At 70.0% G+C, this 16,853-nt stretch carries 15 protein-coding genes; 8 read left to right on the forward strand and 7 right to left on the reverse strand.

The window, feature by feature from the left end:
• Positions 1 to 122 precede the first annotated feature (122 nt).
• Complete coding sequence (locus ACH4D5_RS10855) at positions 123 to 1,673, forward strand: ricin-type beta-trefoil lectin domain protein (RefSeq protein WP_398300739.1); 1,551 nt, start codon at positions 123 to 125, stop codon at positions 1,671 to 1,673.
• An 84-nt stretch (positions 1,674 to 1,757) separates the two neighbouring features.
• Here the strand turns inward: ACH4D5_RS10855 and ACH4D5_RS10860 are convergent, their stop codons facing one another.
• On the reverse strand, positions 1,758 to 3,425 hold the full coding sequence (locus ACH4D5_RS10860; protein ID WP_398300741.1) for a fumarate hydratase: 1,668 nt from the start codon (positions 3,423 to 3,425) through the stop codon (positions 1,758 to 1,760).
• A 216-nt stretch (positions 3,426 to 3,641) separates the two neighbouring features.
• Between ACH4D5_RS10860 and ACH4D5_RS10865 the strand changes: the two genes are divergently transcribed.
• Positions 3,642 to 4,298, forward strand: a complete 657-nt coding sequence (locus ACH4D5_RS10865; protein WP_398300743.1) for a DUF1707 domain-containing protein — start codon at positions 3,642 to 3,644, stop codon at positions 4,296 to 4,298.
• A gap of 150 nt (positions 4,299 to 4,448) precedes the next feature.
• On the forward strand, positions 4,449 to 4,862 hold the full coding sequence (locus tag ACH4D5_RS10870) for a WhiB family transcriptional regulator (protein WP_398300745.1): 414 nt from the start codon (positions 4,449 to 4,451) through the stop codon (positions 4,860 to 4,862).
• Positions 4,863 to 4,931: 69 nt separating this feature from the next.
• Here ACH4D5_RS10870 and glpX read toward each other — a convergent pair whose 3' ends face one another.
• Entirely contained in the window at positions 4,932 to 5,963 is a 1,032-nt protein-coding gene (gene glpX / locus ACH4D5_RS10875) for a class II fructose-bisphosphatase (protein ID WP_127909988.1), read from the reverse strand.
• Between the two features lie 164 nt (positions 5,964 to 6,127).
• Here glpX and ACH4D5_RS10880 point away from each other — a divergent pair, with 164 nt between their 5' ends.
• On the forward strand, positions 6,128 to 6,655 hold the full coding sequence (locus ACH4D5_RS10880; RefSeq protein ID WP_398300747.1) for a DUF4245 domain-containing protein: 528 nt from the start codon (positions 6,128 to 6,130) through the stop codon (positions 6,653 to 6,655).
• A gap of 69 nt (positions 6,656 to 6,724) precedes the next feature.
• Here the strand turns inward: ACH4D5_RS10880 and ACH4D5_RS10885 are convergent, their stop codons facing one another.
• From ACH4D5_RS10885 to ACH4D5_RS10900, 4 genes are all read right to left on the reverse strand, one after another.
• Positions 6,725 to 7,315 (reverse strand): malonic semialdehyde reductase, encoded by a 591-nt coding sequence (locus ACH4D5_RS10885; RefSeq protein ID WP_398300749.1) that lies wholly within the window; start codon positions 7,313 to 7,315, stop codon positions 6,725 to 6,727.
• A gap of 219 nt (positions 7,316 to 7,534) precedes the next feature.
• Positions 7,535 to 7,849 carry an exodeoxyribonuclease VII small subunit gene (locus ACH4D5_RS10890; RefSeq protein ID WP_398300751.1) on the reverse strand — a complete coding sequence of 105 codons (315 nt, stop codon included), beginning with the start codon at positions 7,847 to 7,849 and terminating at the stop codon, positions 7,535 to 7,537.
• 9 nt (positions 7,850 to 7,858) lie between these two features.
• On the reverse strand, positions 7,859 to 9,067 hold the full coding sequence (gene xseA / locus ACH4D5_RS10895; protein ID WP_398300753.1) for an exodeoxyribonuclease VII large subunit: 1,209 nt from the start codon (positions 9,065 to 9,067) through the stop codon (positions 7,859 to 7,861).
• 194 nt (positions 9,068 to 9,261) lie between these two features.
• Positions 9,262 to 10,668 (reverse strand): APC family permease, encoded by a 1,407-nt coding sequence (locus ACH4D5_RS10900; RefSeq protein ID WP_398300755.1) that lies wholly within the window; start codon positions 10,666 to 10,668, stop codon positions 9,262 to 9,264.
• Positions 10,669 to 10,776: 108 nt separating this feature from the next.
• Here ACH4D5_RS10900 and ACH4D5_RS10905 point away from each other — a divergent pair, with 108 nt between their 5' ends.
• Both ACH4D5_RS10905 and ppgK read left to right on the forward strand, forming a co-directional pair.
• Positions 10,777 to 11,760 carry a 4-hydroxy-3-methylbut-2-enyl diphosphate reductase gene (locus ACH4D5_RS10905; RefSeq protein WP_398300757.1) on the forward strand — a complete coding sequence of 328 codons (984 nt, stop codon included), beginning with the start codon at positions 10,777 to 10,779 and terminating at the stop codon, positions 11,758 to 11,760.
• 41 nt (positions 11,761 to 11,801) lie between these two features.
• Positions 11,802 to 12,542, forward strand: a complete 741-nt coding sequence (gene ppgK / locus ACH4D5_RS10910; RefSeq protein WP_398300759.1) for a polyphosphate--glucose phosphotransferase — start codon at positions 11,802 to 11,804, stop codon at positions 12,540 to 12,542.
• A gap of 40 nt (positions 12,543 to 12,582) precedes the next feature.
• Here ppgK and ACH4D5_RS10915 read toward each other — a convergent pair whose 3' ends face one another.
• Positions 12,583 to 13,287 carry a DUF6542 domain-containing protein gene (locus tag ACH4D5_RS10915; RefSeq protein ID WP_398300761.1) on the reverse strand — a complete coding sequence of 235 codons (705 nt, stop codon included), beginning with the start codon at positions 13,285 to 13,287 and terminating at the stop codon, positions 12,583 to 12,585.
• Between the two features lie 200 nt (positions 13,288 to 13,487).
• On the opposite strand from ACH4D5_RS10915, the gene ychF reads away from it, so the two are divergent.
• Entirely contained in the window at positions 13,488 to 14,576 is a 1,089-nt protein-coding gene (gene ychF / locus ACH4D5_RS10920; RefSeq protein WP_398300763.1) for a redox-regulated ATPase YchF, read from the forward strand.
• Positions 14,577 to 14,796: 220 nt separating this feature from the next.
• Positions 14,797 to 16,683 (forward strand): DUF2075 domain-containing protein, encoded by a 1,887-nt coding sequence (locus ACH4D5_RS10925; RefSeq protein WP_398300765.1) that lies wholly within the window; start codon positions 14,797 to 14,799, stop codon positions 16,681 to 16,683.
• Positions 16,684 to 16,853 lie beyond the last annotated feature (170 nt).

Genomic DNA, 16,853 nt, shown 5'->3' on the forward strand with positions numbered 1-16,853 from the left:
CCCTTGAACCTACCTCTCCACTCAAACCCAGTGAAAAGTTGAGCACTTGTCTTGTTCCAGGTATTCCCAAGCCTGCTACCCACCAGTAAAAACCCTGGGTAACACCACACCGGGGAGGCGCAATGGAGCGCATCAGACGCAGTGGCCGAAACGGCGGCCGTGGGCGCCTGCGAGGTTCGTTCGCGGCGGCGGTCGCGATGACGGCGATGCTCGGCACGGCTGCGGTCGTACCCGCGCAGGCGGCGGACGGGAGCGACGCGCGGGCGGCCGCCGCCACCCCGCTGCCGCCCGAGCTGGAGAAGATACGGGCGGCGGAGGCCACCAAGCTGTACGGCAGCCCGGCCGAGCGTCCCATGGCCGACCGCAAGACCGGCCTGATCTCGCTCGGCGACAGCGAGATCTCCGGCGAGGGCGTGGGGACGTACGAACCGGGCACCGACGGCCCCGACAACTGGTGCCACCGCTCGCCGGACGCCGCGATCCACCGCACCGGCATCCCCGCCGACGTGACGTACAACGTCGCCTGCTCGGGCGCACAGACCGTCAACATCAGGATCGGCGGTCAGAAGCAGTACGCCGACGAGCTGGTGCAGAGCGACAACCTCGCCATCAAGGCGCGCAACACGAAGATCAAGACGATCCTGCTCGTCATCGGCGCCAACGACGACCTGCAGTTCGCCCCGGTGATGACGGACTGCGTCACCCGCTATCTGCTCAGCCAGGGCCCCTGCGCCGACAAGTACGACGACGGCTGGCAGGCGCGCGTCGACGCCCTCGTGCCCAAGGTCGAGCAGTCCATCCGCGACCTGAAGACCGTCATGAAGGACGCGGGCTACCAGGAGGGCGACTACAAGCTCGTCGCCATGGGCTACCCGAGCCCGATCGGGCCGGACTTCCGCGACAACCCGAAGTTCCCCGGCAAGCTCGCCTGCGGCGGCCTCGGCTACGACTCCGACACCGAGTGGGGCCGCAACACCGCGGTGCCCGCCTTCGAGACCGGCATGCGCAGGGCCGCGCGGAACGCGGGCGCGACCTACCTCGACAACTCGCGCCTCTTCCACGGCCACGAGGTCTGCATGGAGGACACCTGGGCGCGCGGTCTCTACGTGGACGTGTCCAACCCGTTCCCGCCGGACTCCAACTCGGTGCGCCAGTCGTTCCACCCCAACGCCCGCGGCCACGCCGCGTTCGCGTCCTGCCTCACCCAGATCCAGAACTCCGGCGCGCGTGAGGCCAGTTGCGCGGACCCGGCGAGCACGGGCAGCCCGAAGCTGTACGAGCTGGCGTGGGACGACGCGTTCAAGCCCCTGAGGAACGAGGCCACCGGCACCTGCGTCGACGTCGACGCCTCGAAGAGCCGCAACGGCACCAAGGTCCAGGGCTGGGACTGCACCGGCAACCGCAACCAGACGTGGTGGTACGACGGTTCGCGCGGGTCCCTGCACACCGGCCTGACCCAGGACCGCTGCCTGGACGTGCCCGACGGCGCCTACAAGGAAGGCGCCGCCGTCGTCCTGTGGAACTGCCACGGGGGTGGCAACCAGAAGTTCGTCCGGGAGGCCGGGACGGTGCGGCCCGCTGCCGCGAGTGAGCTGTGTCTGACCCTTGCGGGGGGCAAGGAGCCGGTGCGGCTGCAGAAGTGCACGGGCGCGGCGAACCAGCGGTTCGCCTGAGGCCCGCGGTGCGGGGAACTGCTGCCGGTCAGCCTCCGCGGGTGCGTCGTGGCCGGTCGCGTAGTTCCCCGCGCCCCTAAAAGGTCACGCCAGGCCCGGGCCCCGCACCGGGATGTGCGTGAACGTCGGCTCGGGGGCCGGGTTCTGGAAGAAGTCGTTGCCCTTGTCGTCGACGACGATGAAGGCCGGGAAGTCCTCGACCTCGATCTTCCAGACCGCCTCCATGCCGAGCTCCTCGTACTCGACGACCTCGACCTTCTTGATGCAGTCCTGCGCGAGACGCGCGGCCGGGCCGCCGATCGAGCCGAGGTAGAAGCCGCCGTGCGCGTCACAGGCGTCGGTGACCTGCTGGGAGCGGTTGCCCTTGGCGAGCATCACCTTGGAGCCGCCCGCCGCCTGGAACTGCTCCACGTAGGAGTCCATGCGGCCGGCGGTGGTCGGGCCGAAGGAGCCCGACGCGTAACCCTCGGGGGTCTTCGCGGGACCGGCGTAGTACACCGGGTGGTCCTTCAGGTACTGCGGCATCTCCTCGCCCGCGTCGAGCCGCTCCTTGATCTTGGCGTGCGCGATGTCGCGGGCCACGACGAGGGGGCCCGTGAGCGAGAGGCGGGTCTTCACCGGGTGCTTGGTGAGCTCGGCGAGGATGGCGTCCATGGGCTGGTTGAGGTCGATCTTGACGACGTCCGCCGACTCGTCGAGGTGCTCGTCCGTGGTCTCCGGCAGGAAGCGCGCCGGGTCCGTCTCCAGCTGCTCCAGGAAGACGCCCTCGGCGGTGATCTTCGCGGTGGCCTGGCGGTCGGCCGAGCAGGAGACGGCGATCGCGACGGGCAGCGAGGCGCCGTGGCGCGGCAGGCGCACCACGCGGACGTCGTGGCAGAAGTACTTGCCGCCGAACTGCGCGCCGATCCCGATCTTCTGCGTCAGCTCGAACACCTTCTCCTCGAGCTCCTTGTCCCGGAACCCGTGCCCGGTCGGCGAACCCTCGGCGGGCAGCTCGTCCAGGTAGTGCGCGGAGGCGTACTTCGCGGTCTTCAGGGCGAACTCGGCGCTGGTGCCGCCGACGACGATCGCCAGGTGGTAGGGCGGGCACGCCGCCGTACCGAGGGAACGGATCTTCTCCTCCAGGAACTTCATCATGGAGGCCTCGTTCAGGACGGCCTTCGTCTCCTGGTAGAGGAACGACTTGTTGGCGGAGCCGCCGCCCTTGGCCATGAAGAGGAACTTGTAGGCGCCGCCGTCCGTCGCGTACAGCTCGATCTGCGCCGGGAGGTTGGAGCCGGTGTTCTTCTCCTCCCACATGGTGAGGGGAGCCATCTGCGAGTAGCGCAGGTTCAGCTTCGTGTACGCGTCGTAGATGCCCTTGGAGAGCGCCTTCTCGTCCTCACCTTCGGTGAGGACGTTCTGGCCGCGCTTGCCCATGACGATGGCGGTGCCGGTGTCCTGGCACATGGGGAGCACGCCGGCGGCCGCGATGTTCGCGTTCTTCAGCAGGTCGAGCGCCACGAACTTGTCGTTGGACGACGCCTCGGGGTCGTCGACGATGCGCCGCAGCTGGGCCAGGTGCGCGGGCCGCAGGTAGTGCTGGATGTCGTGGATCGCCTCGGCGGCGAGCTTGCGCAGCGCCTCCGGGTCGACCTTGAGGAACGTCCGCCCGTCGGCCTCGAAGGTGGAGACACCCTCGGAGGTCACCAGCCGGTACGGGGTGGTGTCCTCTCCCAGGGGAAGCAGATCGGAGTACTGAAACTCTGGCATTTCGGCCATTCCTCACTCGGCAGACAGCGGCGCGGCCTCCATTGGCGACGCGCCAACCAGCGTAGAACGCGTGTGGTGGACCGTTCCTGTGAGGTAAGGCTCAGTAGCGGCGCAGGCGCACACGGCCCCGCCCCGCCCCGCGCATCGCACATCGTGAAGCGATAGTCGCGATACAGGGCTAGTCGCGATCTATCGCGTTTGGGTACGCTGCTCGGTGTGGACCTCCAGAAGCAGCCTCCAGTGCTCCGCGCATCCGACGCCGACCGGGACCGCACGGCGGACATCCTCCGCGACGCCCTGGCCGAGGGCCGCCTGACCGCCGAGGAGCACTCCGAGCGGATCGACGGGGTCTACCGCGCCAAGACCACGGCCGAGCTGGAGCCGCTCATCAGCGACCTGCCCGCGGCGCACGACCAGGCGGCCCTCCGGGGGCGGGCGCCGGAGCCCGCGCCGGCCAGGCCGTCCCCCGGCGTCGTCCCGCCGGTCGCGGACGAGAACCTCGTCGCGGTGCTCAGCGGCTCCGCGCGCAGGGGCCGCTGGCGGGTGGCCCGCCGCACCCACGCGTACGCGATCTTCGGCAGCGTCGAGATCGACCTGAGCGAGGCGCTCTTCGAGCAGCGCCAGGTGGTCATCAAGGCCGTCGCCATCTTCGGCTCGGTCGAGATCCGCGTCCCGGAGAACGTGTCGCTGCGCGGCCGCGGCACCGGCGTCCTCGGCAGCTTCGAGGTGGACACGCTCGACTCCCCGGACCAGGACGCCCCCGTGGTCTACGTGGACGGCTTCGCGGTCCTCGGCAGCATCGAGGCGCGCCCCAAGCGCGGCAAGCTCGTCCGCGACCTGCACCGGCGGATGCGCAAGCACCTCGGACACTGAGCCGGCACCGACGTCGGCACGGGCGGCGCACGGGCCCTGCACGGGAGGCCGGCCCTCCGGACATCGGAACTCAGTGCATAGGCGCGCACACAGCGGGTAGAGCTTGCTGCATCGTCTCTCGCTCGCGAAGCCGTCGTCAGGAGTAGACCCGTGCTGCAACCGTCGCGTCAGTCTCTGCAGGTCGCCGCCGTTCCGGGCGATGGGGTATCCCCTGCACGAGCGGGGTCGAGTGCTCGGGGAAGGGTGCCCGTGCGAGATCGGGACGATGACGCTCCATGGCACACCGAAGCCGTGTGCCGTCGCGACGAGGCGGGACTGTTCTTCGCCCCGTCCAAGGAGCCGACCGCGGCGCGGCTCTCCCGGGAGGAAGCGGCCAAGCGCGTCTGCGCCCGCTGTCCCGTGATGGTCGAGTGCCGCGAGCACGCCCTCCTGCAGCCCGAGCCGTACGGCGTGTGGGGCGGCCTGACCGCCGCCGAGCGCCGTGTCGTCCTGGCCCGCCGGCGCAGGCGCGACCTGGAGCTCCAGAAGGCGGCACACGCGACGGGCATCGCCGCGGCGGGATAGCGGCCCTTGGATGTACGTCGAAGGGGGCGTCCCCCGCACGGGACGCCCCCTTCGGTGCAGCCGCTCGGGCTACTTCGCCCGGTCGAAGTCGATGGCGCTGTAGGCGCGCAGCTTGGAGAGGCGGTGGTCGGAGTCGATCTTGCGGATGGTGCCCGACTTGGAGCGCATGACCAGTGACGAGGTGGAGGCGGTGGCGGCGCGGTAGCGGACGCCCTGGAGCAGTTCGCCGTCGGTGATGCCGGTGGCGACGAAGAAGACGTTGTCGCCCTTGACCAGGTCGTCGGTGGACAGGGTGCGGTCCAGGTCGTGGCCCGCGTCCAGGGCGCGCTGGCGCTCGGCGTCGTCCTTGGGCCACAGCTTGCCCTGGATGACGCCGCCCAGGCACTTGATGGCGCAGGCGGAGATGATGCCTTCGGGGGTGCCGCCGATGCCCATGAGCAGGTCGACGCCGGTGCCCTCGCGCACGGCCATGACCGATCCGGCGACGTCGCCGTCGGAGATGAACTTGATGCGGGCGCCGGTCTCGCGGATCTCCTTGACGATGCCCTCGTGGCGGGGGCGGTCCAGGATCATGACCGTGACGTCCTCGGGTGAGGAGTTCTTGGCCTTGGCGACGCGGCGGATGTTGACCGAGGCGGGTGCGTTGATGTCGACGTAGTCGGCGGCCTCGGGGCCGGTGACCAGCTTGTCCATGTAGAACACGGCGGAGGGGTCGAACATGGCGCCGCGGTCGGCGGCGGCCAGCACGGCGATCGCGTTGGGCATGCCCTTGGCGGTCAGGGTGGTGCCGTCGATGGGGTCGACGGCGATGTCGACCTCGGCGCCGGTGCCGTCGCCGATGCGCTCTCCGTTGAAGAGCATCGGGGCTTCGTCCTTCTCGCCCTCGCCGATGACGACGACGCCGTTCATCGAGACGGTGTGGACCAGGGTCCGCATGGCCCGGACCGCGGCGCCGTCCGCGCCGTTCTTGTCGCCGCGGCCGACCCAGCGGCCCGCGGCCATGGCGGCCGCCTCGGTGACCCGGACGAGCTCCAGGGCGAGGTTGCGGTCGGGAGCCTCGGGGGAGACCTCGAGCTCGGACGGGAGATGATGCTCGGTCATCGGAGCGCACCTTTCTGCTGATACGACGACGGCCGGATGAGGGATTGTGAACGACTCTATCCGTAGGCCGACAAAATGAGCAGAGGGGCCCACGCATGAGCGGACCGGGCGGGAAGGCGGAGACCGGCGGCAGGGGCGCGGCCGGCGCCTGAGAACATGGGGGCGTGGCAGGAAGACAAGGCACTCAGACCGTCAAGAACATGCTGTGGTCGTTGGTGGTGATCGCGCTCGCCGCGGGCGTGATCTACATCTTCATCCCGCACAACGAGTCCAAGAGCTCCGTGAAGCGGGTCGACTACCGCGTGGAGCTCCTGACGGCCCGACGGGCCGCGGAGTACCCGGTGGCGGCGCCCGAGGGCCTGGCCAAGGCGTGGAAGCCGACGTCCGTGCGGTTCAACGGCGAGGACCACGACGCGTGGCACCTGGGCTTCCTCGACCCCGACGAGGAGTACGTGGCGGTCGAGCAGTCGACGGAGAAGCCGTCCGCGTTCATCAAGAGGGTCACGCAGAACGCCGCGAAGACCGACGCCACCGAGGAGATCGGCGGCCGCACCTGGCAGCGGTACGAGGGCTCGAAGTACGACGCCCTGGTGACCGGGGAGAAGGGTGCCACGACGGTGGTCACGGGCACGGCGCCCTTCAAGCAGCTGACGAAGATGGCGGAGTCGCTGAAGATGTCCCGAGGCGACTGACCTGACCGCAGGCATGCGAAGGGCCCCCGGCGCGCTGCCGGGGGCCCTTCGCATGTCGTGTCAGTCGTGTCAGACCGTCGTGACGACGTCGTCGTAGGCCAGGCGCGGCGAGCGCGGGAACCACGCGTCGTCACCCGGCTTGCCGATGTTGACGACCATCAGCGGGGTGTGGTCGTCGTCCAGGAACTCCTTCTGGACGCCGGCGAAGTCGAAGCCGGTCATCGGGCCCGCGGCCAGCCCGGCGGCGCGCACGCCGACGATGAAGTACGCGGCCTGCAGCGTGGCGTTGACCAGCGCGGCCTGCTCGCGGACCGGGCGCTCCGCGAAGAAGGCGTCCTTGGCCTGCGGGAAGTGCGGGAACAGGGCGGGGAGCTCCTCGTGGAACTCGTTGTCCGCGGAGAGGATCGCGACGAGCGGCGCGGCCGACGTCTTCGGGCGGTTGCCCTCCGCCATGTGCTGGACCAGGCGCTCGCGGGCCTCGGGGGAGCGGACCAGGGTGACGCGCAGCGGCGACTGGTTGAAGGCGGTCGGGCCGTACTTGACCAGGTCGTAGATCGCCTGGACCTGCTCCTCGGTGACCGGCTCGTCCGTGAAGGTGTTCGCGGTGCGGGCCTCGCGGAAAAGCAGGTCCTGGGCGGCGGGGTCAAGGACGAGAGACATGGATCAACCTTCTTCGACGTACGGGGGTGTGTCTTGCCGGGCCCGTTCCCGAGCCCGCCACAACGACAGTACGCCGATGCTGTTCAACTTTCAATCAAAACTGGAGCTGGGTGATCCGGTTCACAAACAGCAGGTCGGGACGGTTTTGCCACAGGCCTTGTCGGCTAGGCCGCAGGGCAGGTCGTCATCCTGGCCTCAGGCCCGGTCGTCGTCCTGGTCTCAGGCCCGGTCGTCGGCGGTCGGGTCCTCGTCCGGGTCGGCATCTGTTTCGGGCCCCGCCAGGGCCGCGTCGAGCCGGGCGCGGGCGCCGTCCAGCCAGCGCCGGCAGATCTTCGCCAGCTCCTCGCCGCGCTCCCACAGGGCGAGCGACTCTTCCAGGGTCGTCCCGCCGGTCTCCAGGCGGCGTACGACCTCGATCAGCTCGTCCCGCGCCTGCTCGTAGCCGAGCGCGTCCGTGGCGCCGGCGGCTTCCGTGGCGCCGGCGGCGTCCGTGGCGCCGGCGGCGTCCGTGGCCTGGTCCGTCTTGCTGGTCATGCGCCCACCCTAATTGTCGACTCGTACGGTGAATTCGCCCTCGGCCACGCGCGCCCTCAACTCGTCGCCCGCCCCCACCTCGTCCGGCGCCCGGACGACCGCGCCGTCCGGTTGCTGCAGCACCGCGTACCCCCTCTGGAGGGTCGCGGCGGGGGAGAGGCCCACCACACGCGCGTGCGTGTGCGTCAGTTCCGAGGCCGCCCGGTCGAGGAGGTGCCCGAGCGTGCGGCGGCTGCGGTCGACGAGCGCCGCGACCTGCTCCTCGCGCTCCTCCACCATGCGGTGCGGGTGCTCCATGGAGGGGCGGCCCAGCGCGTGCGCGAGGCCGCGGGTCTCCCGGTCCAGGAAGGCGTCCATGCTGCGCCGGGCGCGGTCCCTGAGCCACTGCACGCGCTCGTACTCCTCGCCGACGTCCGGCACGACCTTCTTGGCGGCGTCGGTGGGCGTCGAGGCGCGCAGGTCCGCCACGTGGTCGAGGAGCGGATTGTCCGGCTCGTGGCCGATGGCGGAGACGACCGGCGTACGGCACGCGGCCACCGCGCGCACCAGCTGTTCGTCGGAGAACGGCAGCAGGTCCTCCACGCTGCCGCCGCCGCGCGCCACGATGATCACGTCGACCCCGGCGTGGGCGTCCAGGTCCTTCAGGGCCTGCACGACCTGCGGCACGGCGTGCACTCCCTGCACGGGGACGTTGCGCACCTCGAAGCGGACGGCGGGCCAGCGGTGCCGGGCGTTCTCCAGGACGTCGCGCTCGGCGGCGGAGGCACGGCCGGTGACCAGACCGATGAGCTGCGGCAGGAACGGCAGCGTCTTCTTGCGCTCGGGCGCGAAGAGCCCCTCCCTGGCCAGGCTCTTCTTCAACTGCTCGATCCGCGCGAGCAGCTCGCCGACGCCGACCGGCTTTATCTCGGCGGCCCGCAGCGACAGCTGCCCCCGCCGCTCGTACCACTCCGGCTTGGCGCGGACGACGACGCGGGCGCCCTCGGAGACGACGTCGGCCACCGCGTCGAACACCTGGCGGTAACAGGTGACGCTCACCGAGATGTCGTGCGACGGGTCGCGCAGCGTCATGAAGACGACGCCGGCGCCGGGTCTGCGGGACAGCTGCGTGATCTGTCCCTCGACCCAGATGGCGCCGAGCCGGTCGATCCACCCACCGATGAGCCGGGACACCTCCCCCACGGGGAGGGGCGCGTCTGCAGACGTGTTCAGAGGCATACACCGAGCGTAACGGCCCCCACCGACAACCCTCCCGGACCCGGGGATGGGGCCCGGTCGCCCCCCAGGGGCGCGGGAACTGCGCGACGAGCCACAACGGACCCGCACAGGCCACACGACTCACAGCACAGGCGACCTAGGGGCGCGGGGAACTGCGCGACCAGCCACAACAGACCCGCACCCGGAACGCGACCTCAGCCCCCCACCCGTCCCCCTCCCCGTCCCCGCCCCTGCACCAGCAGCACCACCAACCCCACCACCAGCCAAACCGCCCCCACCACCTGCGCAGAGCCGGACGCCTCCCAAATGACCGCAACCACGATCGCCGCCCCGAGCACGGGGACGACCACATGCCGCCACCAGCTGAACCCGGCGTCACGGTGGCGCAGCGCGAACCAGCCCACCACGCTCGCGTGCAGCAGCAGGAACGCCGTGAGGGCCCCGATGTCGACCACCGACACCAGGTGGTCCATGCCGTCGTCCCGGCGGGCCGCCCACACCGCGGCCACCAGCGTCACCACGGCCGCACACAGCAGCGCGACCCGCGGCGTACCGGAGTCCGTCTTCGACAGGACCCCCGGCAGCCGCCGGGCCCGTGCCATCGCGAAGAGCAGCCGTCCCGCCGCCGCCTGCCCCGCCAGCGCCGCGAACGCCGCGCCGATCGCCTTGCTGACGGCCACGAGGTCGTGCAGCCACGACCCGGCGGCCGAGTCCACGGAGTCGTAGAAGGCCGTGCCCTGCTTGCCGGGGTCCGCCGCGAGCTCGGCCGACGACAGCGGCTCCAGGAGCGCCACCAGATACGTCTGGGCGACGAACAGCACGCCCGCGAGCGTCAGGCAGAACAGCACCGCCCGCGCGACCTTCGCCGAACCGCCCGTCACCTCCTCGGCGAAGGACGCGATGGCGTCGAAGCCCAGGTAGGAGAGGACGGCGATCGACACCGCGCCCACCACCGCCGACAGCGCGAACGCCCCCTGCGAGCCGTCCCCGGTCAGCGGCGAGAGCCAGTCCCGCTGCGCCCCGTCCCGGATCAGCACCACCACGGCCGCCACCACGAAGACCAGCAGCACCACGACCTCCATGGCGAGCACCGCGAAGCCCACCCGCGCCGCCGTCCGCACGCCCCACAGGTTCAGCGCGGTCGTGATGAGCACCGCGAGGGCCGTCCACACCCACCGGGACACCGACGGCACCAGTGAGTTCATGGCGATGCCGGAGAAGAGGTACGCGACCGCCGGGATGAGGAGGTAGTCGAGCATCGCCATCCACCCGGCGATGAACCCGGGCCCTTTTCCGAGCCCCGCGCGCGCGTAGGCGAAGACGGACCCCGCCTGGGGGACCACCCGCACCATCTGGGCGTAGCTGAATGCGGTGAACGCCATCGCGACCGTGGCGATCAGATAGACGAGGGCGACCGCGCCGTGCGACTTCGCGTCGAGCGTCCCGAAGACGCCGACCGGGGCCATGGGGGCGATGAAGAGCAGTCCGTAGACGACGAGGTCCCGGAAGCCGAGACTGCGCCGCAGCCCGTCCCCCTGTGCGGGCTCGGCGCCCCCGGGGGGCTCGGCAGGGGCTCCCGTACTGGCGGACTGTCCGGACATCGTGCCTCCGTGCCTCCGTGGATCAAGGCCGCGTGGATCAACGCAGGTCCCCAGTCTCCCCAACCGGGCGATCTTTGACGCGCTGGACGCGGCCTTACGATGGTGGGCATGACTGCTACGCCTGGCTCCCGCCGTGTCCTGCTCGCCGCTCCCCGTGGCTACTGCGCGGGCGTGGACCGTGCCGTGATCGCCGTCGAGAAGGCCCTGGAGCAGTACGGGGCCCCGATCTACGTCCGCCACGAGATCGTCCACAACAAGTACGTGGTGCAGACCCTGGAGAAGAAGGGCGCCATCTTCGTCGACCAGACGGCGGAGGTCCCCGAGGGCTCCATCGTGATGTTCTCGGCGCACGGCGTCGCCCCGACCGTCCACGCGGAGGCCGCCGAGCGCAAGCTGGCGACCATCGACGCGACGTGCCCGCTGGTCACGAAGGTCCACAAGGAAGCGGTCAGGTTCGCCAAGGAGGACTACGACATCCTCCTCATCGGGCACGAGGGCCACGAGGAAGTCATCGGTACGTCGGGTGAGGCGCCCGACCACATCACGCTGGTCGACGGCCCCGACGACGTCGCGAACGTCGAGGTCCGCGACCCGGACAAGGTCGTCTGGCTCTCCCAGACCACGCTCTCCGTGGACGAGACCATGGAGACCGTCGACGCCCTGAAGAGCAAGTACCCGAACCTCCTCTCGCCCCCCAGCGACGACATCTGCTACGCCACGCAGAACCGCCAGACCGCGGTGAAGAAGCTCGCCGAGGACGCGGAGCTGGTCATCGTCGTCGGCTCCAAGAACTCCTCGAACTCCATCCGCATGGTCGAGGTCGCCCTGGACGCCGGCGCCGCCGCGTCCCACCTCGTCGACAACGCCGACGAGATCGACGAGGCCTGGCTGGAGGGCGTCACCACGGTCGGCCTGACCTCGGGCGCCTCCGTGCCGGACGTCCTCGTCGACGGCGTCATCGAGTGGCTCGCCGAGCGGGGTTACGAAGACGTGGAGACGGTGAAGACCGCCGAGGAGTCCATCACCTTCTCCCTGCCCAAGGAGCTCCGCAGGGACCTGCGCGCCGAAGCGGCCGAGCTGTCCCAGCGCTGAAAGGCGGGCTCCGCGGGCGCGGGCGCCGTACGGTGGGAGCCATGCAGATCTTCGGTGTGGACATCGGCGGATCCGGGATCAAGGGCGCTCCCGTGGACCTTGATCGTGGAGAGCTGGCACAAGAGCGGCACAAGGTACTGACACCGCATCCGGCGACGCCGGAGGCCGTGGTCGACGGTGTGTGCGAGGTCGTGGAGCACTTCGGCTGGAAGGGGGCCATCGGGGCGACCTTCCCCGGCGTGATCACGGACGGCACGGCGCGCACCGCGGCCAACGTCGACAAGAGCTGGATCGGCAAGGACATCCGCACGCTGGTCTCCGACCGGCTCGGCGGAGTCCCCGTCACCGTCCTGAACGACGCGGACGCGGCGGGCGTCGCCGAGATGCACTTCGGCGCGGGCCGCGACCGTACGGGCACGGTCATCCTGCTCACCCTCGGCACGGGCATCGGCAGCGCGCTCTTCACGGGCGGCCGCCTCGTCCCGAACACGGAGCTCGGCCACCTCGAGCTGCACGGCCACGACGCGGAGAAGAAGGCATCCTCCAAGGCCCGTGAGGACGAGGACCTGAGCTGGGAGCACTGGGCGCACCGCGTACAGAAGTACCTCGCGCACGTGGAGATGCTGTTCTCCCCGGAGCTGTTCATCATCGGCGGCGGGGTGAGCCGCAAGGCGCACAAGTTCCTGCCGCTCATCGAGGGCATTTCGGCGGAGATCGTCCCGGCGCAGCTGCAGAACAACGCGGGCATTGTCGGGGCGGCGATGGCGGCGGCCGAGGCATAGCCCGCCCCGTCGGCCTTCCCATGGCCTCTCTACGGCCTTCCTAGGTGGTGGGCAGGCGCTTCCCGCGGGCCGGCCCCGGCGCCGTACCCGAACCCGACCCTGGACCCGAACCAGACCCTGGACCCGGGCCCGGGCCCGCGGGACGCTCCTGCCGCCGCTGCGCCATCAGCCTGACCTTCCGTACGGTCACGATGAGCCCCGCGACGAGCGTCCCCCCGTACAGCCAGCCGGCGTGCAGGGCCAGCGTCGTCACGAGCCCCATGAACTGGCCGCCGAACCCGCCCGAGCCCCCGGCGACGGGCAGCACGCCGGCCGCGAAGGCGATCGGCACGCCGACCGGGGCGGTGACCAGGTCGGCCGGGCGCACCCAGAGCGCCGTGAGCGCGGCGACGGGCAGGAACAGCACGCCGTACGCGACGACGGAGTCGCCGCCGACCAGGCGGAGCAGACAGGCGAGCAGGAACATCACCGCCGTGCAGAAGAGCCCGCTGCCGAGCCCGGTGAGACGGGGGTTCGGCATGCGGCGCAGCGAGCGGTACAGCGGTGACCGGCGCAGGGCGCGCAGGAACGGCGGGACGGGGCGGCGCGGGCGGGGCGCGGCCCGGTACACCGCGCCCGGCACGGGCCCGCCCTGCGGGGGCAGCGGTGCGGTCCGGCGCTGCGGCCGGGCCGGTGAGGCGGTCCCGGATGCGGACCGCGCGGTCTTGGGTGCGGGCTGAGGGGGACGCGTCCTGTGTTGCTCCACTGGACCAACCTAGGCGGGGTACGGCGTCGAATCAGGCGTGGGACACGCCTTTGGGCCGACCTTGGCCATGCGTTCGAAGCCGCGGCGACGGGCAGGCGGGGGCGGCGGCGGCACGCCGTAGACTGGGGGATCGCCCCAAGGCCGCTCCGGCCCACCGGGCCGCCCACCATCCACATCCCTCACGTACGGGAAGTCGCAACGTGTCGCTCACGATCGGAATCGTCGGTCTGCCCAATGTCGGCAAGTCGACCCTGTTCAACGCCCTGACCAAGAACGACGTCCTTGCGGCCAACTACCCGTTCGCGACGATCGAGCCGAACGTCGGCGTGGTGGGCGTCCCGGACCCCCGCCTGACCAAGCTGGCGGAAATCTTCAGCTCCCAGAAGGTCCTCCCGGCGACGGTCGACTTCGTCGACATCGCGGGCATCGTGCGCGGCGCGAGCGAGGGCGAGGGCCTGGGCAACAAGTTCCTCGCGAACATCCGCGAGTCGGACGCGATCTGCCAGGTCATCCGCGCCTTCAAGGACGAGAACGTCGTCCACGTCGATGGCAAGGTCTCGCCCAAGGACGACATCGAGACGATCAACACCGAGCTGATCCTCGCCGACCTCCAGACGATCGAGAAGGTGCTTCCCCGACTCCAGAAGGAGTCGCGGATCAAGAAGGACATCGCCCCGAAGGTGAAGGCGGTCGAGGAGGCCAAGGCGATCCTGGAGCGCGGCGACACGCTCTTCTCCCAGGGCATCGTCCAGGGCTCGGAGCGCGCGGAGCTCCTCCACGACCTGCACCTCCTCACCACGAAGCCGTTCCTCTACGTCTTCAACGTGGACGAGGACGAGCTGACGGACGACGACTTCAAGGCCGAGCAGCGCGCCCTGGTCGCCCCCGCGGAGGCGATCTTCCTCAACGCCAAGCTGGAGGCGGACCTCGCCGAGCTCGACGACGAGGAGGCCCTCGAACTCCTCCAGTCGGTCGGCCAGGAAGAGCCCGGCCTCGCCACCCTCGCCCACGTCGGCTTCCGCACCCTCGGCCTCCAGACCTACCTGACGGCAGGCCCCAAGGAATCCCGCGCCTGGACCATCCCCCAGGGCGCCACGGCCCCCGAGGCGGCCGGTGTCATCCACACCGACTTCCAGAAGGGCTTCATCAAGGCGGAGATCATCTCCTTCGAGGACCTGGTGGAGGTCGGCTCCGTAGCCGAGGCCCGCGCAAAGGGCAAGGCCCGCATGGAGGGCAAGGAGTATGTGATGCAGGACGGGGATGTGGTGGAGTTCCGGTTCAACGTGTAGCGGCGTACGCCTCACAACGTCGCTGATCTGCCGGACTTGCAGGTCAGATGGGGTCCGACTCTTCGGGGTCGGGCCCTTTGCGTATTCCTGTGCTGGGACGGGCCAGGTACCCTCAGACACATCGTCAACGCGGCCCGACGGGCTTCCGCTCCACCCCGTGGAGTCTCGAAGGACATGCCCCTACCCGCACGATCTATTTCGTGCTGCCCGGGGGAAGTCCTTGCTGTTCCGCGCTTCTGCGAAAACGGTCGCCGCCATGGCGCTCGACAGTTCGCTCTATCTCCACCTCACCGAGCAATTCATCCACAGGCACGGCTACCGGCCCACCCCCTCGGAGGCGCGGTCCTGGGAGCGGAGCATCCCCGAGCTGGTCGCAGCGCTCAATGACGCGGGACTCGGTGACGTGGAGGTCATGCTCGAATACGCGCTCCCGATGAACAGCAAGCGGGCCGACGCGGTTCTCGCCGGGATCCACCCGCGCACGGGCGACCCCTCCTATGTCGTGGTGGAGCTCAAGCAGTGGAGCGATGTCTTCCCGGACGAGGACGACCCGGTCCTCTGCCACGTCGCTTCCTATACTCAGCCGGTCCTCAACCCCATCGAGCAGGTGCGCCGCTACTGCGAGTACCTCGTCAACTTCAACGGCGCTGTCGCCGGCCACCCGGAGAGGGTCGGGGGAGTGGCTCTCCTGCACAACGCCACCGAGTTCGATGTGGCCGCACTGCGCGAGATCGAGTCCGACCAGTGGGGCCAGTTGTTCGCGGGCGACACTCGCGGTGGCTTCATCGACTACGTCCGTGCCCGGCTGAGCCCTGAGCATCCGGGCGCCGCAGCCGCTGACGCGCTGCTCGCGGGCAAGACGGTCCCCTCGACGCAGCTGATGGCGGTCGCAGCACAGGAGGTCCGTGAGAGGGAGCAGTTCGTGCTCCTCGACGAACAGCAGGTCGCCTACCGCAAGGTCCTCAACGCGGTACGCAAGGCCCAGCGGTCCGACCACAAGGAGGTCGTGGTCATCACCGGTGGTCCCGGCACCGGCAAGAGCGTCATCGCGCTCTCCCTGCTCGGCGAGTTGTACCGGCGAGGCATCCCGGCTCTGCACGCGACCGGGTCCCAGTCCTTCACCAAGACGATGCGCAAGGTCGCGGGTGCCAGGAAGCGCGAAGTGCAGGACCTCTTCAAGTACTTCAACAGCTTCATGACGACGGAGAAGAACAGCCTCGACGTCTTGGTCTGTGATGAGGCCCATCGCATCCGTGAGACATCCGCCAACCGGTACACACCGGCCGCACGCCGGACCGGCAAGCAGCAGATCGACGAGCTGATAGACGTGGCCAAAGTGCCCGTCTTCCTGCTCGACGAGCACCAGGTCGTGCGCCCGGGCGAGATGGGCACGGTCGAAGACATCCGAGCCGCGGCGGCACGCAGGGGGCTGAACTGCCCCGTCATACGGCTGGAGAGCCAGTTCCGCTGCGGCGGGAGCGATGCCTACCTGCGCTGGGTGGTGCGGCTTCTGGGGCTGGAGCCCGGTGGCCCGGTGGCGTGGGACCCGGATGACCGCATGCAACTCCTGTTGGCCGACAGCCCGGAAGAAATGGAAAGCTTCCTGGACGGCTGCCGCGGCCGGCGCCACAGCGCGCGCATGTCAGCCGGCTACTGCTGGCAGTGGTCCCCGGAACCCAAGCCGGGACAGCCTCTTCCGGCGGACGTGCGGATCGGCACCTGGGCGCGTCCCTGGAACCTGCGCGGCGACCGCTCCGTCTCCGGTGCACCGCCGTCCGCCCTGTGGGCCACTGACCCGGCGGGCTTTGGTCAGATCGGTTGCGTCTACACCGCCCAGGGCTTCGAGTACGACTGGTCCGGCGTCATCATTGGCCCCGACCTGGTGTGGCGCGGCGACCGATGGGTGACGGACCGTACGGCGTCCAAGGACCCGGTGTTCAAGCGCTCGACCCCGGACGCCGATGTGGATCGCCTGATCCGCAACACATACAAGGTGCTGCTGACCCGAGGAATGGTCGGCACGGTCGTCTACTCCACGGATCGAGAGACGCAGGAGAAACTGCGAGAACTGGTGGGTGCCGGGCGGCGTGTGGCTGTCACGGCGTGAACGGCCGTTCCGAACTCGCCGCTATTTCGCCAACTTGCCGCCGGCACGCCATGAGTCGGTGGGGGAAGTGCGCGTGACCTGCCGCGCTCCCTAAGATCACTCATACCAATTGCGGCCCGACGGGCTTCCTCCGCGAGGACACGCCCCCACCCGCACGAGTCACTCGTGCC

Origin of the sequence: Streptomyces sp. NPDC018029, assembly GCF_044327655.1 — a bacterium.
GTDB lineage: Bacteria > Actinomycetota > Actinomycetes > Streptomycetales > Streptomycetaceae > Streptomyces.